The organism is Cellvibrio japonicus Ueda107, from assembly GCF_000019225.1.
GTDB classification, from domain to species: Bacteria; Pseudomonadota; Gammaproteobacteria; order Pseudomonadales; family Cellvibrionaceae; genus Cellvibrio; species Cellvibrio japonicus.
The window spans coordinates 145,471-166,660 of the sequence record NC_010995.1 but is presented as its reverse complement, the minus strand read 5'-3'; the positions used below and the strand labels follow the sequence as shown (position 1 = coordinate 166,660).

General features: G+C 53.3%; 23 protein-coding genes. 1 reads left to right on the top strand and 22 read right to left on the bottom strand.

Annotated elements, in window-relative coordinates; all coding sequences use genetic code 11:
* Window positions 1–55 precede the first annotated feature (55 nt).
* The 20 genes from CJA_RS00620 to CJA_RS00525 form a co-directional block, all read right to left on the bottom strand.
* Window positions 56–532, bottom strand: a complete 477-nt coding sequence (locus CJA_RS00620) for a hypothetical protein (protein ID WP_012485809.1) — start codon at window positions 530–532, stop codon at window positions 56–58.
* Between the two features lie 280 nt (window positions 533–812).
* Window positions 813–2,639, bottom strand: coding sequence for a DNA helicase RecQ (gene recQ / locus CJA_RS00615; RefSeq protein ID WP_012485808.1), 1,827 nt, complete (start codon window positions 2,637–2,639; stop codon window positions 813–815).
* Window positions 2,626–4,305: a hypothetical protein gene (locus CJA_RS00610; RefSeq protein ID WP_148208765.1), complete on the bottom strand. Its 1,680-nt coding sequence runs from the start codon at window positions 4,303–4,305 to the stop codon at window positions 2,626–2,628. The genes recQ and CJA_RS00610 overlap by 14 nt, the downstream gene beginning before the upstream one ends.
* Window positions 4,306–4,538: 233 nt before the next feature.
* Window positions 4,539–5,720: a radical SAM family heme chaperone HemW gene (gene hemW, locus CJA_RS00605; RefSeq protein ID WP_012485806.1), complete on the bottom strand. Its 1,182-nt coding sequence runs from the start codon at window positions 5,718–5,720 to the stop codon at window positions 4,539–4,541.
* Window positions 5,720–6,322: an XTP/dITP diphosphatase gene (locus tag CJA_RS00600; RefSeq protein ID WP_012485805.1), complete on the bottom strand. Its 603-nt coding sequence runs from the start codon at window positions 6,320–6,322 to the stop codon at window positions 5,720–5,722. Before CJA_RS00600 ends, hemW begins: the two co-directional genes overlap by 1 nt.
* Before the next feature lie 2 nt (window positions 6,323–6,324).
* Window positions 6,325–6,780, bottom strand: a complete 456-nt coding sequence (locus CJA_RS00595) for a DUF4426 domain-containing protein (protein WP_012485804.1) — start codon at window positions 6,778–6,780, stop codon at window positions 6,325–6,327.
* 13 nt (window positions 6,781–6,793) lie between these two features.
* Window positions 6,794–7,381, bottom strand: coding sequence for a methionine biosynthesis protein MetW (gene metW, locus CJA_RS00590; protein WP_012485803.1), 588 nt, complete (start codon window positions 7,379–7,381; stop codon window positions 6,794–6,796).
* Window positions 7,382–7,385: 4 nt separating this feature from the next.
* Complete coding sequence (gene metX / locus CJA_RS00585) at window positions 7,386–8,528, bottom strand: homoserine O-succinyltransferase MetX (RefSeq protein WP_012485802.1); 1,143 nt, start codon at window positions 8,526–8,528, stop codon at window positions 7,386–7,388.
* Window positions 8,529–8,669: 141 nt separating this feature from the next.
* Window positions 8,670–9,413 (bottom strand): hypothetical protein, encoded by a 744-nt coding sequence (locus CJA_RS00580; RefSeq protein WP_012485801.1) that lies wholly within the window; start codon window positions 9,411–9,413, stop codon window positions 8,670–8,672.
* A 35-nt stretch (window positions 9,414–9,448) separates the two neighbouring features.
* Window positions 9,449–10,681 carry a beta-ketoacyl-ACP synthase gene (locus tag CJA_RS00575; protein WP_012485800.1) on the bottom strand — a complete coding sequence of 411 codons (1,233 nt, stop codon included), beginning with the start codon at window positions 10,679–10,681 and terminating at the stop codon, window positions 9,449–9,451.
* Complete coding sequence (locus CJA_RS00570; protein WP_012485799.1) at window positions 10,681–11,409, bottom strand: 3-ketoacyl-ACP reductase FabG2; 729 nt, start codon at window positions 11,407–11,409, stop codon at window positions 10,681–10,683. The genes CJA_RS00575 and CJA_RS00570 overlap by 1 nt, the downstream gene beginning before the upstream one ends.
* A 2-nt stretch (window positions 11,410–11,411) precedes the next feature.
* Entirely contained in the window at window positions 11,412–11,900 is a 489-nt protein-coding gene (locus CJA_RS18485; RefSeq protein WP_012485798.1) for a hotdog family protein, read from the bottom strand.
* 7 nt (window positions 11,901–11,907) lie between these two features.
* On the bottom strand, window positions 11,908–12,501 hold the full coding sequence (locus CJA_RS00560) for a DUF3261 domain-containing protein (RefSeq protein WP_012485797.1): 594 nt from the start codon (window positions 12,499–12,501) through the stop codon (window positions 11,908–11,910).
* Window positions 12,494–14,950 (bottom strand): MMPL family transporter, encoded by a 2,457-nt coding sequence (locus CJA_RS00555; RefSeq protein WP_012485796.1) that lies wholly within the window; start codon window positions 14,948–14,950, stop codon window positions 12,494–12,496. The genes CJA_RS00560 and CJA_RS00555 overlap by 8 nt, the downstream gene beginning before the upstream one ends.
* Window positions 14,951–14,966: 16 nt before the next feature.
* Window positions 14,967–15,659, bottom strand: a complete 693-nt coding sequence (locus CJA_RS00550) for an outer membrane lipoprotein carrier protein LolA (RefSeq protein WP_041550798.1) — start codon at window positions 15,657–15,659, stop codon at window positions 14,967–14,969.
* Between the two features lie 7 nt (window positions 15,660–15,666).
* A complete protein-coding gene (locus tag CJA_RS00545; RefSeq protein WP_012485794.1) occupies window positions 15,667–16,089 on the bottom strand; it encodes an acyl-CoA thioesterase in 423 nt (140 codons plus the stop codon).
* A 20-nt stretch (window positions 16,090–16,109) separates the two neighbouring features.
* Window positions 16,110–16,862, bottom strand: a complete 753-nt coding sequence (locus CJA_RS00540; protein WP_012485793.1) for a glycosyltransferase family 2 protein — start codon at window positions 16,860–16,862, stop codon at window positions 16,110–16,112.
* A gap of 10 nt (window positions 16,863–16,872) precedes the next feature.
* Window positions 16,873–17,295, bottom strand: a complete 423-nt coding sequence (locus CJA_RS18480) for an ApeI family dehydratase (protein WP_049765374.1) — start codon at window positions 17,293–17,295, stop codon at window positions 16,873–16,875.
* A gap of 2 nt (window positions 17,296–17,297) precedes the next feature.
* Window positions 17,298–17,597, bottom strand: a complete 300-nt coding sequence (locus tag CJA_RS00530) for an acyl carrier protein (protein WP_238526800.1) — start codon at window positions 17,595–17,597, stop codon at window positions 17,298–17,300.
* 173 nt (window positions 17,598–17,770) lie between these two features.
* Window positions 17,771–18,541, bottom strand: coding sequence for a class I SAM-dependent methyltransferase (locus tag CJA_RS00525; protein ID WP_049765373.1), 771 nt, complete (start codon window positions 18,539–18,541; stop codon window positions 17,771–17,773).
* A gap of 136 nt (window positions 18,542–18,677) precedes the next feature.
* Here CJA_RS00525 and CJA_RS00520 point away from each other — a divergent pair, with 136 nt between their 5' ends.
* A complete protein-coding gene (locus CJA_RS00520) occupies window positions 18,678–19,220 on the top strand; it encodes a hypothetical protein (protein ID WP_012485789.1) in 543 nt (180 codons plus the stop codon).
* A 34-nt stretch (window positions 19,221–19,254) separates the two neighbouring features.
* Here the strand turns inward: CJA_RS00520 and CJA_RS00515 are convergent, their stop codons facing one another.
* Window positions 19,255–20,058: a lysophospholipid acyltransferase family protein gene (locus CJA_RS00515; protein WP_012485788.1), complete on the bottom strand. Its 804-nt coding sequence runs from the start codon at window positions 20,056–20,058 to the stop codon at window positions 19,255–19,257.
* On the bottom strand, window positions 20,040–21,038 hold the full coding sequence (locus CJA_RS00510) for a chorismate transformation FkbO/Hyg5 family protein (RefSeq protein ID WP_012485787.1): 999 nt from the start codon (window positions 21,036–21,038) through the stop codon (window positions 20,040–20,042). The genes CJA_RS00515 and CJA_RS00510 overlap by 19 nt, the downstream gene beginning before the upstream one ends.
* Between the last annotated feature and the right edge of the window lie 152 nt (window positions 21,039–21,190).

Genomic DNA, 21,190 nt, shown 5'->3' with positions numbered 1-21,190 from the left:
TAATCAAATACCAGAGGTGTCTGGAAAAATAAAAATCACACAATAGAACTATAAATTAGCGGCGTTCCGCAAAGCGGATTTCCCAAGGCGCGGCGGTTTCATCTGTCATCTGACAAATCAGTGCACTGGAACCATTCATGGCGATGATCATTTCGCAATATCCTTGCAACGGCAGCGCATCGGTTTCGCTAACCATGGCGCCGTGAATGTTGTAATAGTGTCGGTGAGCCTGCGCACCATAAAGGCCGAGGAATTGATCACCTCGCTGCAGTGTTATGGAGACACTGCCATTACTCATGGTCAGTACCACCAAACTGGTACCACAAGCAGAAGTATAGTCGTCGCCGGCAATCACCAGCTTGCTGCAAGTACCTTCATAGCTTTGCTGCGATTCCAGCGTAATGGATTGGCCCGGACTATCGAGCTGGTTTTCATCGGCATAGCCAATGTGGCTGAAGGCCAGGAGCGCACCTAGCACTAATAATGTGCGGAGAGATAATTCAGGAATGCCAGAGACGGGCAAAAAACACATAAGGATTCCTTTAACAATAACAACAATTCTCCCAGTCCCTGAGGCGTACTTTAGTGGTTGCCAGTGCTAGCTATATCACTTAAGAGGAAGAGGAATTGTAAAGCGATTAATACGCATGCTGTTTGTTTAAAATGGCGCCATTGTTAGTGGCAACAAAAACCTTGTCAAGAGCAGAGGTAAGTATTTACCAGAAAAATTATTACATCGGATTTATAGCTCTTGTCATATTTATAGCATTTCACATCCCTGTACACAGGTTGTATCGCAAGAATGCCTAACCTCACCCCTGATATTCAGCCTCGCGCAATACCGTGAGGAACTCTTCACCAAAACGTTTTAATTTACTTTCACCCACCCCGGTAATGCCACGCAATTGATCCAGTGTTAGTGGACGAAACTCCAACATTTCACGCAGGGTGCTATCGTGAAAAATAACATAGGGGGGAACCCCCTGCTCTTCTGCCAAACGTTTGCGGCATGCGCGCAATGCCTGCCATAGCGACTGGTCTTCATTGGCGATATCTTGTGACAAGTTGGCGCGACGCGGCGAATTGGCAATGCTTTTGGCTTCGCGACGCAGCAACAGCCGCTCCTCTCCGCGCAAATAGGGACGGCAACCTTCATTCAATAACAAACCGCCAAAACCATCGCTATTCACATCCAGCAATCCACGCGCCACCAACTGGCGAAAAATAGATTTCCATTCATCCACACTGAGATGCTTGCCTATGCCATAGGTGGAAAGTCTATGATGATCGAATTGCAGCACCTTCTCGTTGTTACTACCGCGCAGCACATCGATGACATGCCCGGCACCAAAACGCTGCCCTGTGCGATAAACACAGGACAGGGCCATTTGTACCGCCTCACTGCCATCCCAGGTTTGGGGTGGTATCAGGCAGTTATCACAATTACCACAAGGCTGTACCAGGTGATCGCCGAAATAACGCAACAAACTCTGGCGGCGGCAACTGGTAATTTCGCACAGCCCTAACATGGCGTTCAACCGTTGCTGTTCATTGCGTTTGAATTCCTCGCTGCCCTCTGATTGCGACATCATCTGGCGCAGCTTGATGACATCTTCCAAACCATACAATAATAAGGTTGTCGCCGTTTCCCCATCGCGACCGGCGCGACCGGTTTCCTGGTAGTAGGCCTCAATGCTTTTCGGTAAATCCAGGTGTGCTACAAAACGCACATCCGGCTTATCAATACCCATTCCGAAAGCGATAGTGGCCACCATGATAATGTTATCTTCGCGCAGGAATTTCTCCTGGTGTTGTTGGCGTATGCTCGCTGATAACCCCGCATGGTAGGGCAAGGCATTAAAACCTTCGCTACACAACCACTCGGCAATCTGCTCTACCTTATTACGCGACAAACAATAAACAATGCCGGAATTGCCGGCCTGCTCCTCGCGCAAGAAGCGCATCAATTGGATTTTGGGATTGTTTTTCTGCGCAATGCGGTATTGGATATTGGGGCGATCAAAACCACTGATAAACTGCCGGGCATTGTGCAACTGCAAACGCTCGACAATTTCATCGCGGGTACGCAAGTCGGCGGTCGCTGTCAGGGCTATGCGCGGAACACGGGGAAACTCGCGCGGTAACAAATCCAGCTTGAGGTAATCTGCCCGGAAATCATGTCCCCATTGCGATACACAATGGGCCTCATCGATGGCAAACAGGGCAATGGTTAATCCATGGAGCAATTCCAGTGTACGCGGCTGGATCAAGCGCTCGGGGGCAATGTACAGCAAATCCAGTTCCCCGCGCTGCAAGGCAGATTCTGTCTGCCACCACTCCTGCGAGGACAGGGTAGAATTTAAAAAACCGGCGCGCACACCCACCTCTCGCAGGGCATTGACCTGATCCTGCATCAATGCAATCAACGGTGATACCACAACCGCAACGCCCTCTCGTACCAGGGCGGGTATCTGGTAACACAAGGATTTACCACCACCGGTTGGCATTAATACCAGTGCATCCTCCCCCGCAACCAGGGCATGAATAACCGCCTCTTGCGGGCCGCGGAATTCGTGGTAGCCGAAGACCTGGTGCAAAACTGCCTGTGGTGAGGTTTGCACGGTATTAATCGTTGACATCCTGTTTTTTAGCCTCTTCTTGCTTTAACAACATAAGAACACCCTGTTCATTTTTAAAGGCAATATCAAAGTGATTAATATATTGCTGTTCATTCAATAATGGATATTGCTGTGTGGAAACAATCACCATTTTACTATTAAATTTATTCAATAACTCTACCAGTGCATCAGTACCCACGGGTTTACATCCCTCTGCCCGACAATCCAGCATTTGTGAATAACGTGCCACACCGAACACATCACCTATTGCAATACCTGAAAAGAAGTAGGCGGCATTTTCAAAACCCAACTGTACCAGCCTATCACCATGGCTTGCGCGCCATCCGTTTGCCTGGGTAAATAATTCATAGCCACTGACACGTGACAATCGATGATCCCAGTTAGCAATATTGCGACGGAATTCACCAAAAATCAGCGAGCAACACAGTAGTACTGTAATTACCGTCAATGCCCTGGAATAACGGGCAATATATGTCCCAGGGTTGAAAGATCCTATATTGATATTCACCAGGCGATATAACATATAAAACGCCAGATAAGTACCTACTGCCATGATCGGTGCCAGGTAGCGCTCTACCTGGGTGACAAAAAACCAAAAGCCAAAATAAACCACAAAAACCAACTGCATTAAGCGTATTGAAGAGGGCAACTTTTTAAAGAACACCAAACCGGCCAGGGCAATGGCCCAAAGCTCTATTCCCGCATCCTTCAGGGCGGCCCAAAGGTTTAATAGCGATGGCGCAACCCCATGTGTTTTTTGCTCTGCGACCTGCGCCAATAGATCCTGCTCATTCCATAAGAAATAACCGAAAAAATTGGCAGCAATCGGGTGGAATGGATCACCGGATATAAGATAACTCCTCACATACCACCAGGCGCCTGTCGCGAGGACACAGATACCAAACACCACACTGTATAACAACTTGCGTGTTGCAAGCAGAACCGTTATGCACAGGATCAATGCAAATACACCACCGAATAACTTGGTACCTGCGGCACCACCCGCCAGCAATCCCGCAAGAATTATCCAGGTTAATGATTGCGTCTTTTGTCCACTGTCATTTGCTATACCTATCACCATGGCTAAGAGTGCAGCCCAACAAAACATGGCCAAGCCTGTGTCTACATACGCGAAACCAAAGCCAACCCTGAATGCCTCTATATTTTTTGCCAGCAGGATTGCAACAACAACTCCGGGGATAGCACTTCCCATATGCCATTTGCTAATTCCCATAAAACCAAGCGCAATCACAAACCAGGGCAAGGTCGCAAAAACCTGGGCTCCCACTGCACCACCTGCCCCTATTGCATCCGTTGATAAATAGCCCAACACCATTAGCATATTCATATGTTGTGGAAACAGGGGAAAACGCAGATATTCCTGCAGTTCAATTCCTTGTTGCTCTACATAGAAGCGCACCAGGGGCAAATGGAAGGATGTGTCATCCCAGTGACCGGGAGCCTTCCAGGCAAAGGCAACGGCCAATAGCATTAATATGGCTGGCCACAATAAATATTGGCTATTGGAGAGAAGTAAATATTTTCTTAAATAACCCAATTTGAAAATAGCAGGCAACATCAACAATAGCGCTGCAATCAAAATAATGGTTGGTTTTAGCAAACCGGTGAGGCCTAATAGCATCAGGGCTAATATGACAGCAACCATTCCTCCGGCAATTGCAAAAAATGCAAACAGATACGCATTATAGGAATCCGTGAAACTATTAATCCTGATTCCTATCCTATTTAATAAGCCAGTGCCCAGAACAAGGCAATAAAGGATAAAGACCATTGCAACCAGATAGGAAGCGACAACATTGATAAGCATAACTGAAGACCCATAAGGGATAGTGACTTATAAAAACCAGCTTGAGGGCAATGCCAGGAAAACCATATCGGTTACATAAACGCTTGTAATACCCTGTTCAAAAAGCGTCGCCCTAATGGCGTTGGGCGAAGAGCCCCATCAGCCAACTCTACCAATTTTTTTCGCGCAAGCTCATCCCAACAAGATGCAATGGCAGAGAAATCCAGGCCTGTACGTTGGGCAAAGTATTGCTCGGGAACACCCCTGTGCAAGCGCAACGCATTCATCATAAATTCCAGGGGCAATGACTCTTCACCAAGCAGGTCACTACCACCGCCAAACGGATTCTGGTGGCCTTGCAGGTTAGTGGATATCCTTGCGCTGGTCGCTGCATCCAAATAGTGTTTGGGCAGGCGGGTTTTCCACAGGCGCAAAATGTTCTGCTGCTCCGGTAAAGTGACCTTGCCATGGGCGCCGGCACCTATACCCAGGTAGTCACCAAACTCCCAGTAGTTGAGGTTGTGACGGGAAAATTGTTTAGCGCGCGCATAGGCAGAAATTTCATAGTGTTCATAGCCTGCCGCTGCCAGGAGTAATTGCCCGGCATCCTGTATATCGGCCAGGATTTCCTCTTCCGGCAATACCGGCGGAGCAGAATAAAATGCCGTGTTCTGCTCGATAGTGAGTTGGTACCAGGATAGGTGTTCAGGCTCCAGCTCAATCGCCTGCTGCAAGTCTGCCTGTGCATCTCCCACGGATTGCCCGGGCAAGCCATGCATTAAGTCGAGGTTGATGTTGTCAAACCCCGCCTTGCGCGCAACATTGACCGCACGCAGGGCCTCATCCCGGCCATGGACACGACCCAGCAAGTGTAATTGCTGATCATTAAAGCTTTGGATGCCTATCGACAGGCGATTCACACCGGCTGCGCGAAAACCGGAAAATTTTTCCTGTTCAAAAGTACCTGGATTGGCTTCAAGGGTAATTTCAATGTGTGGCTCAAAACCTATCAACTGTTCGGCATCGACCAGGATCTGGCCAATGGCCTGTGCCGATAACAGGCTGGGTGTACCTCCACCAAAAAAAATGCTGGTGATTTTACGCCCCTGGGCGAGCGATTGGTCACACGCCAAATCCTGGCGCAGCGCAGCAATATAATCTGCCTCAGGAATGTCATTGTTGGCCTGATGGGAATTGAAATCGCAGTAGGGACATTTGCGAATGCACCAGGGTACATGAATGTAAAGTGCCAGCGGTGGCAGTTGCAGTGGCATTAACGGCTCGCCAGGGCAGAGAGCGCGCGCAGTAATTCCTGCATCGCTTTGCCGCGATGGCTAATGCGGTTTTTTTCGTCTTTGCTTAATTCGGCCGAGGCACAATGATGGCTGGGCACAAAAAACAAAGGATCGTAGCCAAAACCACCTTCCCCGCGCGGTTCGGTAAGAATGCGCCCCTCCCATACGCCGTGGCATAAAATGGGTGTTGGGTCTTGCGCGTGGCGCATAAACGCCAACACCGCATGGTAGCGCGCCCCGCGCTCTTGCTCGGGTACACCGGCTAATTCCTGCAACAGTTTTGCATTATTAGCGGCATCGGAACCCGGCTCACCTGCGTAGCGGGCCGAATAGATACCGGGGCGGCCGTTAAGGGCATCCACCTCGATACCCGAGTCGTCAGCCAGTGCAGGCAAGCCGGTGTTGAGGCAGGCAAAACGCGCCTTGAGAATGGCGTTTTCCACAAAGGTCAACCCGGTTTCTTCGGCACTTTCGCTAAAAAAGTCTGACTGGGGTACAACGTCATAACCGCAGCCCGCCAGAAGTTGCCGGAATTCACGCAATTTGCCGGCATTGCCGCTGGCGAGCACAATTTTGTTCATGATTATCGATCGGTATAAAGCGTGCGACTAAACGTGACCGCAAAAGGGCGCTCATCGCCATACTGCACCTGGATGTCAAAATGCAGCACTTCTTCGTTGTTAAAGACAAAAGGAGCCAGATAGTAAACCGCTGTACCCTCGTTGACCTCGATAAATTTCAGGGTTTGCGATTGCTGCATCAGGTTGCGTGTTTTTCCGCTTACCTTGGCAGGCAATCCCAAACTGGTTGCGCCATGATCGGTTTTGGTCAGGCTGATGTTTACCAGGGCGCGATCCTTACCGCGAACCAGTTTATAAGCCTGTGCCACCTTGGCAGGAATATCCGTGCTATTAAAGACGTTGTAATGCAGGGTGTAAGCCCCAAACTGTTTGCTGGTGGTGATTTCTTTGGGTTGATCTATTTGCGCCAACACACTGGTCGACAACAATAACAACAGGCTTGCCCACAAATATTTCATGTCATAGTCCCCATCATTTACTGAGGTGATAGATCGCCGTTTCACCAAATAAATTCGGCATAAGATCTTTTAATACCTGTCCTGACTGCTCATTGACCACCTGGCGGCGAATCACTTTGATGTGTCGCTCACGGCACAGCACTTCAAAATCCTTAAAGGTGCAGAAGTGAATATTGGGTGTGTTGTACCACTCATAGGGCAACAAGTCAGATACCGGCATACGGCCGCGCAACGCCAGGTACAGGCGCGCTTTCCAGTGACCAAAATTGGGGAAGGTCACAATGCATTCCTTGCCCACACGCAACATTTCATCCAGCACCAGGTGCGGAAAGTGCAGGGTTTGCAGTGCTTGGGTCATGATCACGGTATCGAAACTTTTATCGGCAAAATTACCCAGGCCGCGATCGAGGTTTTGCTCAATCACATTTAGTCCTTTATCGATACAGGTGTTTATCTGGTCCGCATCGATTTCCAAACCATAACCTTGTACAACTTTGTTATCGATCAGGAATTTTAACAGGGTGCCATCACCGCAACCCAGGTCGAGTACACGACTGCCCTGTGCAATCCAATGCTGGATTTCATTCAGATCTATACGCATATCGTCACACCTCCACACTGGCAAGGTAGCGCTTGAATACCTGCTCATAGCGCGCATCGGGCAGCAGGAATGCATCGTGGCCGTGTTTGGATTCAATTTCAGCGTAGGTCACTGCTTTGTTGGCTCCCACCAGGGCATCGACAATTTCGCGCGAGCGCTGGGGGGCAAAGCGCCAGTCGGTACTGAACGAAACCACCAGGAATTTTGCCTGGGCACCCTGGAAGGCGAGTACCGGATCATCGCTGTACTCGCGCGCCAGGTCGAAATAATCCAGCGCTTTGGTAATACGGATATAAGAGTTGGCATCAAAGCTGACAGCAAAGCTGTCACCCTGGTAGCGCAAATAGCTTTCGATCTGGAATTCCACCGGCTCGGCAATACCCAACTCAAAACTGCCGCTGCGCAGGTCGCGGCCAAATTTTTCGCCCATGGCGTAATCGGACAGATAGGTGATATGGCCAATCATGCGCGCCACCGCCAGGCCATTTTTTGGCAGGGTGTTATGCGCGAGGTAATCGCCGTTGTGAAAATTGGGGTCGCTGATAATCGCTTTGCGCGCCGCTTCGTTAAAGGCAATATTTTGTGCAGACAGTTTCATCGCCGAGGCGATGACTACGGCATAACGCACCCGCTGTGGGTATTGGATACTCCAGCGCATCACCTGCATACCGCCCAGGCTGCCGCCAATAATCGCCGCCCAGGTGTCTATCCCCAGGGCATCGGCCAGGCGCGCCTGGCTGGCAACCCAGTCGCGCACGCGCAGCATGGGAAAATCCGCACCCCAGACGTTGCCGGTAGCCGGGTTGATAGAGCGCGGGCCGGTGGAACCGTGGCAACCGCCAAGGTTGTTGAGCGCCACCACGAAAAACTTATTGGTATCTATGGGTTTGCCCGGGCCGATATAGGCATCCCACCAACCGGGACGCTTGTCCTCCAGGCGGTGGTAACCGGCGGCGTGATGGTGGCCGGACAGGGCGTGGCAAATCAGTACCGCATTGCTTTTGGCGGCATTCAATTGACCATAGGTTTCGTAGACCAGGTCATACTCGTTCAGGCTGATGCCGCAGGCGAGTTCCAGTGGCTCCGAAAAATGCAGGGTTTGGGGAGTGACCAGGCCCACTGAATCAGCGGGTAGTTGGTTTGGCATGGGAATTCCAATGTAAATTCAAATGGCGCCAGTCTAAAGAGGCAAGCCAGTACCTGCAAGGCTCGCCGGTTGACTTGCGGCGACAATGGGAAATAAAAAAGCCGGGTTTTGCAGACCCGGCTTTTTCCACGGATTGCCCTGTTATTGGCCAAAATAACTCAAGTACTTTTTGGCATATTTGGCCAGTTTCTTTTCTTTAGCGCCCTTGGCAACTTGTTCAATCAGTGCCTTGTATTGCTCATCGCGACTACCAGCCAGGGCGCGACACATCCAGGCGGTAGTGTCCAACGCCAATCCGCCCATGGGCTGCTGATAGCGCTGCTGGATACCAGCGCTCAGTAAAGCCAGCAATTCAGGCTGGTAGTTGTTGGTAAAATGTATACGTTTTGCCGCCATACGTACCAACTCATCATTACCGCTGTTGAGCATGTTTACCAGGCGCTGTTCCAGGGAAGGATGTGTATATTCCGGCCAGGGTTTAGGTGCAATCAACGGATTTAACTGGCTGTAGAGGGATAACTGGCCAAGTGCCTGGGTCGCATATTTTTTCAGCCTTTTATGCGGCGCATCCTGGATAATTTTCTCAATGGTGGGGCGGTATTTTTCATTGCCGGAATAAGCCAAGGCATTGGTCAGGTGCGCCACATAATTAACATTTGTCCTGTCGGTTGCCCGCGGCAAATACTCCAGTGCTTTGGCTTCGACCAAATCATAAAGTCTAGGTGATGAAATCCCGGCCCATTCCAGTGATTGTGCTGCTTTTTCCTGATCGGGAAGATTAGTGGACTGGAAGATTTTTACATAGTCCTCGGGCGTTTCCGGCTCGGCGCAGACAGTCCAGCTAAATCCCAGGGTAACAACTAACAGCAATGCGCGGAATAACATAGCGATAAGCTCCTTGTGCAATAAAAGGCCCTCCATCAGGCGGGCCAACGTTTGAAAATCAATGAAGTATTGATACCGCCAAAGGCGAAGTTATTACTCATGATGTAAGTGCAATCCAACCGGCGTCCTTCGCCTACAATGTAGTCCAAATCTCCACACTGGGGATCGGGCGCCTTGAGATTCAGGGTAGGGGCAAACCAGCCGTCATTCATCATCTGGATACTTGCCCAGGCCTCGATGGCCCCGCAGGCGCCCAACGTATGGCCGATATTGCCCTTAAGGGTGCTAATCGGCACAGTTTTCTTGCCAAACAGCTTTTCGGTAGCCACAGATTCTGCAATATCACCGCGATCCGTTGCCGTGCCATGGGCATTGATGTAACCAATATCCGCAGGCATCAGGCCCGCATCATCAAGGGCCTTTTGCATGGCGATATTCATGGTAACCGGATCCGGCTGGGTGACATGCCCACCATCAGAGTTGGTGCCAAAACCAACCAATTCAGCATAGATTTTTGCACCCCGCGCCTGTGCATGTTCCAGCTCTTCCAGGATTAAGGTGCCGGCACCTTCGCCGATCACCAACCCATCGCGATGGATATCAAAGGGGCTGGGAGTTATATCAGGCGTATCGTTTTTGGTACTGGTGGCGTAGAGGGTATCAAATACCGCCGCTTCCGATGGGCACAGTTCTTCAGCGCCACCCGCCACCATCAGCGTTTGCTGGCCATATTTGATCGCTTCATAGGCATAACCTATGCCCTGGCTGCCCGAGGTACAGGCCGATGAGGTGGTGATAATCCGCCCTTTCATGCCAAAGAAAACACCAATATTGACGGGCGCCGTGTGCCCCATCATGCGGATGTAGGTGGTCGCTGTCGCACCGCCAATATCGCGCTTGTCCAACATGACCGCAAAGTCGCGGGTCGCATCGGTGCTGCCCGTTGAGGAGCCGTAGGCAATCCCCATGGCACCGCTCTGCACCACGGGATCATCGAGCAAACCGGCATCTGCCAGGGCAAATTCTGTTGCGCGGGTAGATAGCAGCGACACTCGCCCCATGGAGCGGATTTTCTTGCGTGGATAATGTTCCGGAACCACAAAGCCTTCGATTGGCCCGGCAAGGTTGGTATTGAGGTCTTTATAGGTTGCCCAATCATCCAGGCGACGGATAGCGCTAGTCCCCGTTTTGAGTTTGGCGGCAAATTCCGGCCAGCTATTCCCCAAGGCGGTGACCACCCCCATACCGGTAACAACGACACGTTTCATTAAAACATACCACCATTGACTGAGATTACCTGACGGGTCAGGTAGCCCGCCGGTGGAGATAGCAGGTAGCTAACCAGGGAAGCGACTTCTTCCGGTTCACCGGCGCGGCGCATGGGAATCATTTTTAGCGCCTCCTCTACCGGGGCCTCATCAAGCATGTCGGTATTAATCAAGCCGGGCGCGACACAATTAACGGTAATCTCACGCTTGGCCAGTTCAATTGCCAGCGCTTTGGTCGCGCCAATAATGCCCGCCTTGGCGGCACTATAATTTACCTGTCCGCGATTCCCCATCACCCCGGAGACCGAGGCCAGGGTCACAATACGACCGGGTGCCCGACGGCGTACCATGGGCATAATGATGGGATTAAGCACGTTGTAAAACGCATCAAGGTTGGTGTGTATCACTGCGTCCCAATCATCGCCACTCATGGCAGGAAAGGCGTTATCGCGCGCAATACCGGCATTGCATACCACAGCGTAATAGGCACCATTGGCCTCCATATCCGCTTCAAGCAACTGCCTGGTCAGGTCGCGCTCTGCCACATCAAATTGCAAAATGCTGGCGCGGCCACCTCCAGCGCTAATAAGCTGCTGGACGGCTTCAGCCTGGTCGCGCTGCTGGCGGCAATGGATTACCAACTCATAACCATCACGCGCTAATTGCAGGGCAATGGCACGGCCTATACCGCGACTGGAACCTGTCACCAATACTCGTTTGTTATTCATCGTTATTCTCCTGCCAGCGCATTCATTTGCATAAACTGCCCCATGACTGCATCAATATCCCTGGGTTGAATTGCTTTTATCTCAGCTTGGGCAAGTCGCTGTGTACCTGCATATAGCTCACCGTTAAACAACACCAGGTTGGTCTCATCGCGCAGGCGCTCAGTGACACACACCCGCAGTTCCTGCGCCAGGTCAAAATGGCTGACATCGGCCTGGTAGCGACGTGTCCCCAACAAAAAGCCAAGGCGAATCGGCTCACCCTCCTGGCGCGCGGCAATTCCCGCCAGGGCACCTATGGCCTGGGCCATATACTCAATACCCACCCACACGGGCAAGCGACCGTCCGCATCGATAAATACATGGGAGTCGCGCGGGTCAACCAGGGCCTCAAGCTCCCCCGGCCCCCAGCGCACCACCTCTTTTAATAGCAACATAGGTGGGCGATGGAGTAATAAGTCCTGCACAGACTCAAACAGCGGTGGTTGGCTCATAGCATTATCAATTCAACGGCTGGCTGTGGATGAGCAAACGCAAGTCAGCGGTGTTATAGCTCAGGCTGCCCTGCCAGGGATTAAGGAGACCGGACGCTGCCTGGGGGCCGGAATCGCCAGCCTTGTTCTCATTAACTGCCAGGCGTTCAATAGTGGCGCGCAATATACCAGAAAAGTACACCTCCCGACGGCCATTGCCTTCACTAAAGACCCAGCGGGGATCTACCCCCTGAAGATCAGCCAGGGGCCAAAAGCCAAATTGCCAGGCTTGTAGTAAATCCGGCAATTGCCGGGTTGCCGGATGGGATAGGTGGCGCTCAACATGCAGCCGCTGGCCATCCGACTCTACCGTTACAAGGCGCTGGCCCAACTGGTTGAGCATGATCAGGCGCCACCGGGCCGCCCGGCGCTCGACAATCACCTCCAGGGCATAATCGCGCCCTTGTGCGTACACTTGCCACTGCTGTTGCACAACATAGGTATGCTGGTCACTGGTGGTCACTTGCAGGGGAAAATCCCTGGTCCCCACAAAACTACATCCCGACAATATTGCCAACGCCAGGAACATCAGCAGGAAGCGGGTCAATGGGGCATTATTCATCGTCCTGTTTCCCCTTGTGACGGTGGAGTCGTTGCATAGGGGGCTTCAAGGTTGCCACCAATGGGGCATATAACCAATTAAAGAGACAACCGAGTAACAAGGTCATACCAAAAGCCTGCACCATAGGAGTAGAACTCAACGACAGAAGGCCAAATGACAATAGGCTGGTAACCACCGATAACCAAATGGCCCGCTGGGACACCCGGTCGTGCATGCCACCGACATAGGAAAAAATACTGTAATCCATGCCCAGGCCAAGGATCAGGTAACAGCCAAATACGTGGAATAAAGTAATGTCCACTCCCAGGATGGCAAGCACGGACAGTGTGGTGAGAGTCGTCAACATGGGGACAACGACCTGCACCAGCGCCCGCCATTGGCGATAGGCGCACCACAACAGGACGATAATCACACCGTAGGCTAACAGCAGCAGCAGTGCCGATACCTGCAACAAGTGCTGCAACAACACCGACATATCGGCAACACGATCCACCCACAGGATAGTGTTTTGCCCGGTTGCCGCCCGACTCGCCAACCCGGCAAGGGCATCAACATCGGCTACCCCGCGCAACCCGATAATACTCACCCAGGACTGCTCCCGTTCACCCAGCCACAACAGGCGCTGATCAGGGCGCGCGACCTGTAGCCAGGCATCGGGCAGCAACCAAGTATCAGGCAGCAAATCGTTACCTGCGGCCAGGTGGAATTTTTCCCGGGTATCGGCAATAGCTTCCGCCCCAAAACCAGCGGACTGCATAAACTCGCTCGCCAGCCCCTGGTTGCTGTACACACGGTCGCGCTGCAATTGGTAATCCAATGCCTGTTGCCGCTGCGAAGGCACCGCCACACTGGTTGCGGTATAGCCATGTACGGCACCCCTGGCAACCAGTGGATCAAGATGCCCATAGCGAAATTGCTCTTCCAATTGCAGCAACTGCTCCGGCGAGGCGGCACTCAGCAGGAAATACTGGTTGGGCGACACACCTTGCAGAACCTGTTGCAAGCGCCGCTCGGATGCCATCAATTCCGGGGATGGCGTGTAGAAAGTGCGCACATCATTGCTGATTGAGAAGCTAAATGCCCCCAGGCTAAACACGCCTAACAGTACAACAGCCAACCAGATCCGGGCTTGACGGGAAGTTGCTTGCCAGAACTGCCATATGGAAAAGGCACAGCGATCCACCAGCGGCACAGGCGCAGGCAGGCTGCTGTCCACCTGGGCGCGCTGACGGAGCAACAAGGGATACAACCCCATCACAAATAACCAGGAGCAGGCCAGTCCAATGATTGAAAAACAGGCAATCTGTTGCAGACCCGGTAAAGAGGCCTGGAACAGGCAGCTGTAAGCCAGGACGGAGGTTATTAAACTCAATACCAACGAGGCCAATAACCCGTCGAGTACAGGCTTATCCCGATCGCCACCCGACGCCAAGGTCGCGTGGTATTTACACAAATAATGCAGGGAATAATCTACCGCAACCCCGATCAGGCTCGCGCCAAACACCAGGGTCATCAAATGGATTTCAGCAAACAGCCAATGGGTGACTACAAAAGCACAGCCACAGCCATAGGCCACCGAGAGAACACTTAAGAACAATGGCTGCAAACGGCGAAATGCCAACATAAACAAAAGTAACAGGCCGACCAGGGAGCCGATACCAATCACCCTTACCTCGCGCTGGGCCTGCTGTGCTGCCTGGGCGGCATGGAATATCGCCCCCGATACCAGGATCTGGCTGTTGGCTGTGTGCGGGTTATCCTGTAGCTGCTGACGCACCTGGGTGAGCCAGGTATCCACCTGCTCTTGTACCGACAAACTGAATGCCTCGCCCTGTACACTCAAGGCAAACAGGATCAGCTGGCCCTGCTCATCCGCCACCAGCAAGCGGTCGTTGAGCAACTCGCCGTTGAGTGCCGGTTGCAACTGGTGCAAATAGCCGGGCACTAAATTCAAGGGATCATCCAGGGGCGACAGGCCATTGCCATTAAAACCAAACAAGGCCGCCTGGGCCTGTCCCAACAGCGGGGTGGGGTCAGTCCGCAGGTGTTCGCGCTGTTGGGGCGTTAATAATTGGAAATGATGGCGGGCAATCAACGCCTGTTGCGCTATCAACTGCGGCGAGTGACCTGCCACCTGCTCTATATGCAAGAGTGGATTGTGGGCAATGGCCCGGGCCAATACTTCAGCAGCCTGCCGGGCCTCATCCCGTTGCGGCGCCTGGACTGCCAGTAGGGCTTTATTGCCAAACTCGCGATAAAGCTGCTCAGTGGCGCGCGCGGCCAATGGATGGAGTTGGTCTTTAGGAAAGAGCTTTTGTAAATCCGCCTCCACCCTTACACCCTGGTTAAGCACCTGCCCCAGCAGCGCCAGTACGGCCAGCGTCACTATCGCCGTGATAACACCCAGCCAGCGCTGCACAGTATTTACGGGTACGGTCACAAAAGGCATATAGTCCCTACACGCCTCAAGGTTGGTTGGCTAATTCGGTACAGCGGGTGTCTGGTGGCAGGAAAAACCAGCGACAGTCCCCAGCAGTAGGTTCCGTTGCCGGTTGTTGGTTGCTGAACTGGATGCGCGTCTCATCGCCATTCGCCGCCAGCACACGAATCGATTGCAGCAAGTGATCACCAGCCAATTCCACGCTACGCATATTCTTTGCAATCAACTCCAGCCTGGGGGTCAGGGTCAGGTGCCACTGGTTGTCGGTAAACTGCCATTCGGTATTAAAGCGCTGCTGGATCAAGGCGATGTCCGCGCTAAAAAAAGCGAGCAGGGTTTTGTTGACTTCGCGCTGCATAATGGCGGGCTGCTCCCTGGAGAGGCTGCCCGTACCGTCCGCCTGCCAATTAATTAGCGCATCCCGGGTAATGGTAAAGGCATTGAAAAAGGGTTTCTCTGTCGCCTGGTAAAGCCCCTGGTTTTGCCAAAAAATAAATGTTCCCTGTGCCCTAAGCGCGTAGGGCAAACCCTTCAGGGTTTTCTCCTGCACAAAGTCGCCGCGGATAAACACTATCTCGCCCAGGCGTTGCACCACCTGGTCAATACGCTCCTGGGTCGGCTCTGCCGCACGACCATGGACGGCTGCCAACACTAGCCAAAGACACAGGGCTTTACTAAAGAAGCACACGCTTTTACTAACAAGCAGGAGGCTGTTCATAGGCATTTCAACCGGGCAGATGACCTAATTTTCGGGTGAGCGATTCCCGTAATACGAGGGGTGATTCAAAACACATTGCCTGGGTCGCCAGGTCTACCGCAACCTGGATGGTGTACGCCTTGGTCAAGCGCTCACCGGTTGCGGCATCACTGATCACATAGTCAATCTTTAAACGGTATTCCCATTCGCGCAGGGCGCATTGCACCCGCACACGCTGGCCAAACCGCAGGGGTTTGATGTATTTAATGCGCATATCCACCACAGGCCAGGCATAACCCGACTCCAACATGGCCTGGTAGCTGTAATTAAACGACTCCAGGAATTCACAACGCGCGACCTCCAGGTACTTAACATAGTGCCCATGCCAGGCCACTTGCATGGAGTCCACGTCATGGAAGGGCACCAGGATGTCGGTATAGGTCGTGTACATAAAACGAATGGCTCCGCTAATCACAGGCGCTGGCGACGGGAACTATGGCGCTGCAACAACACCGGGATACGCACCAGCATTCCAAAGAACAGGCGCGTGTGCATCCAGCTAATGCGCACATTGTCTTTCACAATATCGAAGTGGGAAGGGATATCGTCCTGATACAAAATTTGCGTGGGAATGTTTTCCACGGCCAATCCCTGCCAATAAAGGCGCACCAGGATATCCGTGTCAAAATCCATGCGCGCCCCTATTTTTTTGCGCGCCAGCAAGTGCATCGTCGGCGCCAGCGGATAGAGCCGGTAGCCGCACATAGAATCGTGAATACTGCGTGACAGGGTATTCACACACACCCAAAAATCCGTGAGTTTGCGGCCGCTGCGCCGCGATGGCGGCATGGCCTCATAACTGCGCCAACCGCTCACGACCGCCAACGGCTGCTGCTGCGCCCGGGCGAGGAACCTGGGCACATCATCCAGGTCGTGTTGGCCATCGGCATCAACCTGGAGCGCATGGGTAAACCCGCGCTCATGCGCCAGGGTCAACCCGCGACAGACGGCAACCCCTTTGCCTGAATTCTGCGGCAGGCGCAGCAGGATCACCTGTGGCTTGGCGGCGGCAATCTCATCCAGTACGCGTGCACAGTCCTCCCCGCTGCCATCATCAACGAGGATACAGGGCAGTCCATAGGCAATCAGCCGATCAACCAGGCCCGCGATTTTATGCGGATGGTTAAAGACCGGAATCACTGAGCAAGGGTTAACGGCAGGCATAGCAGGAAAGCTATTGGCGGGGAACTGACAGGGAAGGCTGCTGGTAAACCAGGCGCCCTTGGGAAAAGAGCAGCTCGCTCCTGCTTCCGGTAGCTGCTCCCGCAGGAGCCAAACGATAAAAGCGAAAGTCCACTGTCGCCGCCTCCGCATCATGGCGCAGGCTTAGCCGGAGCTCCACCCCGGGGCATATAGGACAGGTGAATTTCAAGCGTTCGACATTAACTACCGGTGTATCAAGTAACAACAGCTGCCGGGCGATATGTACCGCCCAGTCGATCTGCATCACACCCGGCAGGATTGGCAAATCCGGGAAATGCCCGGCAAACCCGGCCAAATCCGCGGCCACCAACAGTTGGGCATCAACCTGCCCAGGGCTTGTTTTGATATCACTTAGTGCCGGCCACCGCACTATCGCAGGGGCTGCTTCGATCACGGTTAATCCTGGCCTGCGCTGGCCAGGCCATCAATTTCTTCCGGGCGGTTGAGCAGGTCATAGACCGCATCCACCACGTCTTGCACGGTGCGGACTTGCTTGAAATCACTGGGCTGGATACGACGGCCGGTAAACTCTTTTAGCTTTACCGTAAGGTCTACGGCATCAATGCTATCAATATCCAAATCTTCATAAAGATTCGCTTCAGGGGTAATCGCACTGGCGTCTATTTCAAATAATGAAACGAGGGTCTCCTGCAGGAAACCATATATTTTTTCTTTGGTGTACATAGGAATTTCCATTGGTATCTTTCTCTTAACCCTTTGTTGATACAGACATAATCTGCAAACACGCCAGGTTTGTTCCCCCTCCAAAACAAGGGCGGCAGTCTACCAGAAGCATAACTGAATGCCCAAGCGCGATTCGCCCTGACCGGGCTTCCTACTTATTAAGATTCTTCGCGCTGTTTTTACCTTCACTCGCCGGGGTTTTCACCGCCTACCGCGAACGGCTTGCGGGCAACAATCAAGATTTCGGTAGGCTCCGTATTACCTAAACCCAGTCCCAGCTTTTGGGCTATGCCAAGGCAGCGGCGGGACCACCAGGGACGGGAGGTTTGTACATCGGCAGCGGAGAACGCAAAACCGGCACTGCGCACCAAATCAATATAGCCCTGTGCATCTTGTTGCGCCATGGAGGGATGGCGGAATAACAACCGGACCGGAATCGAATTAATAAATGTGCGGCAGGATTCACCCACCAATAAAATGCCACCGGGGCTCAGCAAGCGGTAAAACTCCTGCAGGGCTTCCACTTGCTGGTTAGTGTGATGCAGCAGCTGGTGACACAGGATCAGGTCAAAAGACTCCGCCGGAAAAACCGGTGCACAGGCGTTCCCATGGGTGGCGGTTGTCGGGGTTGCCATACCCGCAGCAACTGTTGATGCCTTATTGATTTGCTCCCTATCGATATCGATCCCCGTAATCGCTGCCGGTTGGAAACAGGTTTCCAGCAAACCAAAGGCAAGCCCCTGTCCACATCCCGCATCCAATACCCGCGGCCTGGCAGGCAAGCGCCCGGCAAGCAGTCGGTTAAAATCCTGGACGGCCTGTGCGAGGACATAGCGATACCAGGTATGGGTTCCCAAAAACCAGCGCCCAAACCGTGTCTCACGCACCCACAATGCTTTGGGCTTGCCAGAAACCTGCGTTGATGGATGGCTGAGGGGGCTCTTGTTGGATGACATAAGGGCTGGACTGCTTAATAAACTACCAGGGCCAAGCACACCCTGTTTTGGATATGTATTTCGGGCGGGCATAATAATCCATTACCAATTCCCCTGACTACCAACACCCGGGTGAAAACCGGGGCTGAGACCCACCATGAAAACCTGGCTCGAATCTGCTGCTGAATCCCTTCCCCTGGTTATTTTCCTGGCTTATATCCAGGTAGCCGATATGGCCGTGCGGGCTGATTGGCTTGTCCCCTATGGCCTCGCCAGCGCCATGGGGCTGGCAACCAGCCTGTACCTCTACCGGCGCAAACTCATCTTCAACCGCTTGCTGCTGGGCATCAACCTGTACTTTTTTAGCGGCTTGCTGGGGTTGGCCAGCAACTGGGACTGGTTAAACCAGCTCTATGGGCAACTGGGCGCGGTGGCTATGCTCGGTTGGATATTGCTGACGGGTATAGCCAGTGGGCTGGCAAGCCCCCATGGCTTCCTGGGCACGCTGACACCCGGTTACCTGTCCCTGCCGCAAAACTCGCTATTGCTGCTAGTGGCCACTGGCCTGGCTACGGTGACTGCCGCCTGCTTCATGGGTAATAAATGGCTGGGCGAGTGGCTGCCGTTTATTTTCCTGTTTTCCTGCCGCAACCTGTTATGGCAACTGAACAATAGGACCGGGAAAGTCCTGGGCGATTAATACCCCGGCGGCGGCCAACCCACCGGCACATGAATTAGCACGACTGGAGCAGCCGGGTGAAATAAGCCTCAAGGTCGCGCGTCAGCTGGCGTGAGGCGACACTTTGGAGTTCGCCCTGGGCCATATAATGCGCGGTCGGAAACTCCGGCATTACCCGCAAGGTGTAGTGCGGCGGCTGCGCACTGATTTCATACCACTGCTGGTCTTTCAAGAGGGTAGCGGGCTCGCAGCGGATAAGTACCGGCGTAATGGCTACCCCGGCGCTCAGGGCAATATTGGAAGGGCCGCGATGAAACGACAAGGGCGTCCCCGGTCGGGTACGGGTGCCTTCAGGAAAGATAATCAAGGAGCGTCCGGCCTTAAGGGTATCCAGGCAGCGATGAAATAAGGCCGGATCATTGTTGCTGATGTAATTGGCCGCCCGCACCGGCATCGCGGTAAACGGATTGCGCCACAAACTCCCTTTGACCACACAACTGGCGTGGGTCAGTCCCAGCAAAAACACCACGTCCAGCAGTGACGGATGGTTGGCAATAATCAGTTGGCCAGGGCGCTGCAATTGCCCGACCTGGTGGAACTCATAGCTGAGTAAACCCAGCAGGCGCAAAATCCATATGTAGCTGCGAAACACCCGGGCAATCACCTGCCGGGTATAGCGCTCGCGCCGCACCTGCCCAATCGGCACCAGGAGCAACAGGGGGAAAACACTGAGCGATAGCACAACCCCGCCCATGCCAAAAAGGGCAAACCCCAGCCCGGTGGCGGGCACCCGCCACCCGCGCGAAAAGCGCAACCGCTGCCACAAGGCAGCCATCCGGTTCACGGCAACAGATTCCATATACCGTCAATTTCCAACAAAAGGTCTGCGCGGCAGATATCGGCTACCACATAAGCGATGGCGGCCTGGGGATAGGCCTGCCCCACCCGGGCCTTAATGGCGGCAAGGTCAGCCGGGTTGCGAATATAAACCTTAAGTACTTCTGCCTTGAGTTGCGGATTGCCCCCCCGGGCATGGCGATACTGCTGCGCGACATGGGCTAGCAATAACTCAAGGTTTTCCAGGGTGACATCGATTTGCCCACCCAGCTGGTAGGGGTGCAAGGTCAGGTATCCGACGACACTGGCAGTCCCCGATACAAACAGCGTGGCGGTTTGCCCCGGCAGGGATAGGAGGCTGGCGCGGGCAAATGAAGGGCTGCGCGGCCCATATTCCGCCGGATAATGGTAAGCACTGGCCTGGCGCGGATTTTCAAAATGCCAGGGGGTCGTTTTGCTCGCCAGGGCATAAACCAGCAAGTCGCCACCGCCATGCCCCAATGCACAGGCAGAGGGATACTGGTTTTCGGCAAGGCCATGGGCGGTAAAGGCGTCAAAACGCCCTAAACAAAACTGCCGGTAGCGCTCCAGCCCCTGTGTCTCTCCATTAATATCGGCAAAATAATTCCACATGCGCACCAGGTGAGGATAGCCACGCGCCCGGGTGTGCCCTAACAGGCGCTGGTAGAGGTGTTGGCTGATAGCTGCCAGCCCGGCCGCATCCGTTTCGTCGGCCCACAGGGCGAGGAACAGGTAGTCGTCGCTTTCAGCCCAATAGCATTGCTCACCAAAACCCCGGGTAACCGGGCCCCCGGCCACAGCCAGCAGCTCACCCGCAATACCCTCCACCAACGGCTGTAACCCGGTACTTAATACCGGTGTGCCAGGAGGGTTTTCGCAGTGGGCGTCAAACCGGAATTGCGCCAGGGCCAGATCCGGGATAACCCCTGCATGTGGGGTATCGCTATAGCGGCAAATTAATCCGGGCGGAGTTACAACCATGTCCATTTACTCATTTTTTAGCACACAAGCTATCGGCAAAAAGGGCTGCCGATGGGTTAATTGGCGCGAATTATAGGTGTAAACATCGCCGCTGTTCCATGGGCTTTCCTGATTGTTGCTCTCAAATACCCGCACTTTTACTAAAAGTAACG

Bases quoted from the DNA above. Each gene is read 5' to 3' on its own strand.
- CJA_RS00620 (WP_012485809.1), bottom strand. From the start codon at position 532: ATGTGTTTTTTGCCCGTCTCTGGCATTCCTGAATTATCTCTCCGCACA.
- recQ (WP_012485808.1), bottom strand. From the start codon at position 2,639: ATGTCAACGATTAATACCGTGCAAACCTCACCACAGGCAGTTTTGCAC.
- CJA_RS00610 (WP_148208765.1), bottom strand. From the start codon at position 4,305: ATGGTTGCTGTCATATTAGCCCTGATGCTATTAGGCCTCACCGGTTTG.
- hemW (WP_012485806.1), bottom strand. From the start codon at position 5,720: ATGCCACTGCAACTGCCACCGCTGGCACTTTACATTCATGTACCCTGG.
- CJA_RS00600 (WP_012485805.1), bottom strand. From the start codon at position 6,322: ATGAACAAAATTGTGCTCGCCAGCGGCAATGCCGGCAAATTGCGTGAA.
- CJA_RS00595 (WP_012485804.1), bottom strand. From the start codon at position 6,780: ATGAAATATTTGTGGGCAAGCCTGTTGTTATTGTTGTCGACCAGTGTG.
- metW (WP_012485803.1), bottom strand. From the start codon at position 7,381: ATGCGTATAGATCTGAATGAAATCCAGCATTGGATTGCACAGGGCAGT.
- metX (WP_012485802.1), bottom strand. From the start codon at position 8,528: ATGCCAAACCAACTACCCGCTGATTCAGTGGGCCTGGTCACTCCCCAA.
- CJA_RS00580 (WP_012485801.1), bottom strand. From the start codon at position 9,413: ATGTTATTCCGCGCATTGCTGTTAGTTGTTACCCTGGGATTTAGCTGG.
- CJA_RS00575 (WP_012485800.1), bottom strand. From the start codon at position 10,681: ATGAAACGTGTCGTTGTTACCGGTATGGGGGTGGTCACCGCCTTGGGG.
- CJA_RS00570 (WP_012485799.1), bottom strand. From the start codon at position 11,409: ATGAATAACAAACGAGTATTGGTGACAGGTTCCAGTCGCGGTATAGGC.
- CJA_RS18485 (WP_012485798.1), bottom strand. From the start codon at position 11,900: ATGAGCCAACCACCGCTGTTTGAGTCTGTGCAGGACTTATTACTCCAT.
- CJA_RS00560 (WP_012485797.1), bottom strand. From the start codon at position 12,501: ATGAATAATGCCCCATTGACCCGCTTCCTGCTGATGTTCCTGGCGTTG.
- CJA_RS00555 (WP_012485796.1), bottom strand. From the start codon at position 14,950: ATGCCTTTTGTGACCGTACCCGTAAATACTGTGCAGCGCTGGCTGGGT.
- CJA_RS00550 (WP_041550798.1), bottom strand. From the start codon at position 15,659: ATGAACAGCCTCCTGCTTGTTAGTAAAAGCGTGTGCTTCTTTAGTAAA.
- CJA_RS00545 (WP_012485794.1), bottom strand. From the start codon at position 16,089: ATGTACACGACCTATACCGACATCCTGGTGCCCTTCCATGACGTGGAC.
- CJA_RS00540 (WP_012485793.1), bottom strand. From the start codon at position 16,862: ATGCCTGCCGTTAACCCTTGCTCAGTGATTCCGGTCTTTAACCATCCG.
- CJA_RS00530 (WP_238526800.1), bottom strand. From the start codon at position 17,597: ATGGAAATTCCTATGTACACCAAAGAAAAAATATATGGTTTCCTGCAG.
- CJA_RS00525 (WP_049765373.1), bottom strand. From the start codon at position 18,541: ATGTCATCCAACAAGAGCCCCCTCAGCCATCCATCAACGCAGGTTTCT.
- CJA_RS00520 (WP_012485789.1), top strand. From the start codon at position 18,678: ATGAAAACCTGGCTCGAATCTGCTGCTGAATCCCTTCCCCTGGTTATT.
- CJA_RS00515 (WP_012485788.1), bottom strand. From the start codon at position 20,058: ATGGAATCTGTTGCCGTGAACCGGATGGCTGCCTTGTGGCAGCGGTTG.
- CJA_RS00510 (WP_012485787.1), bottom strand. From the start codon at position 21,038: ATGGTTGTAACTCCGCCCGGATTAATTTGCCGCTATAGCGATACCCCA.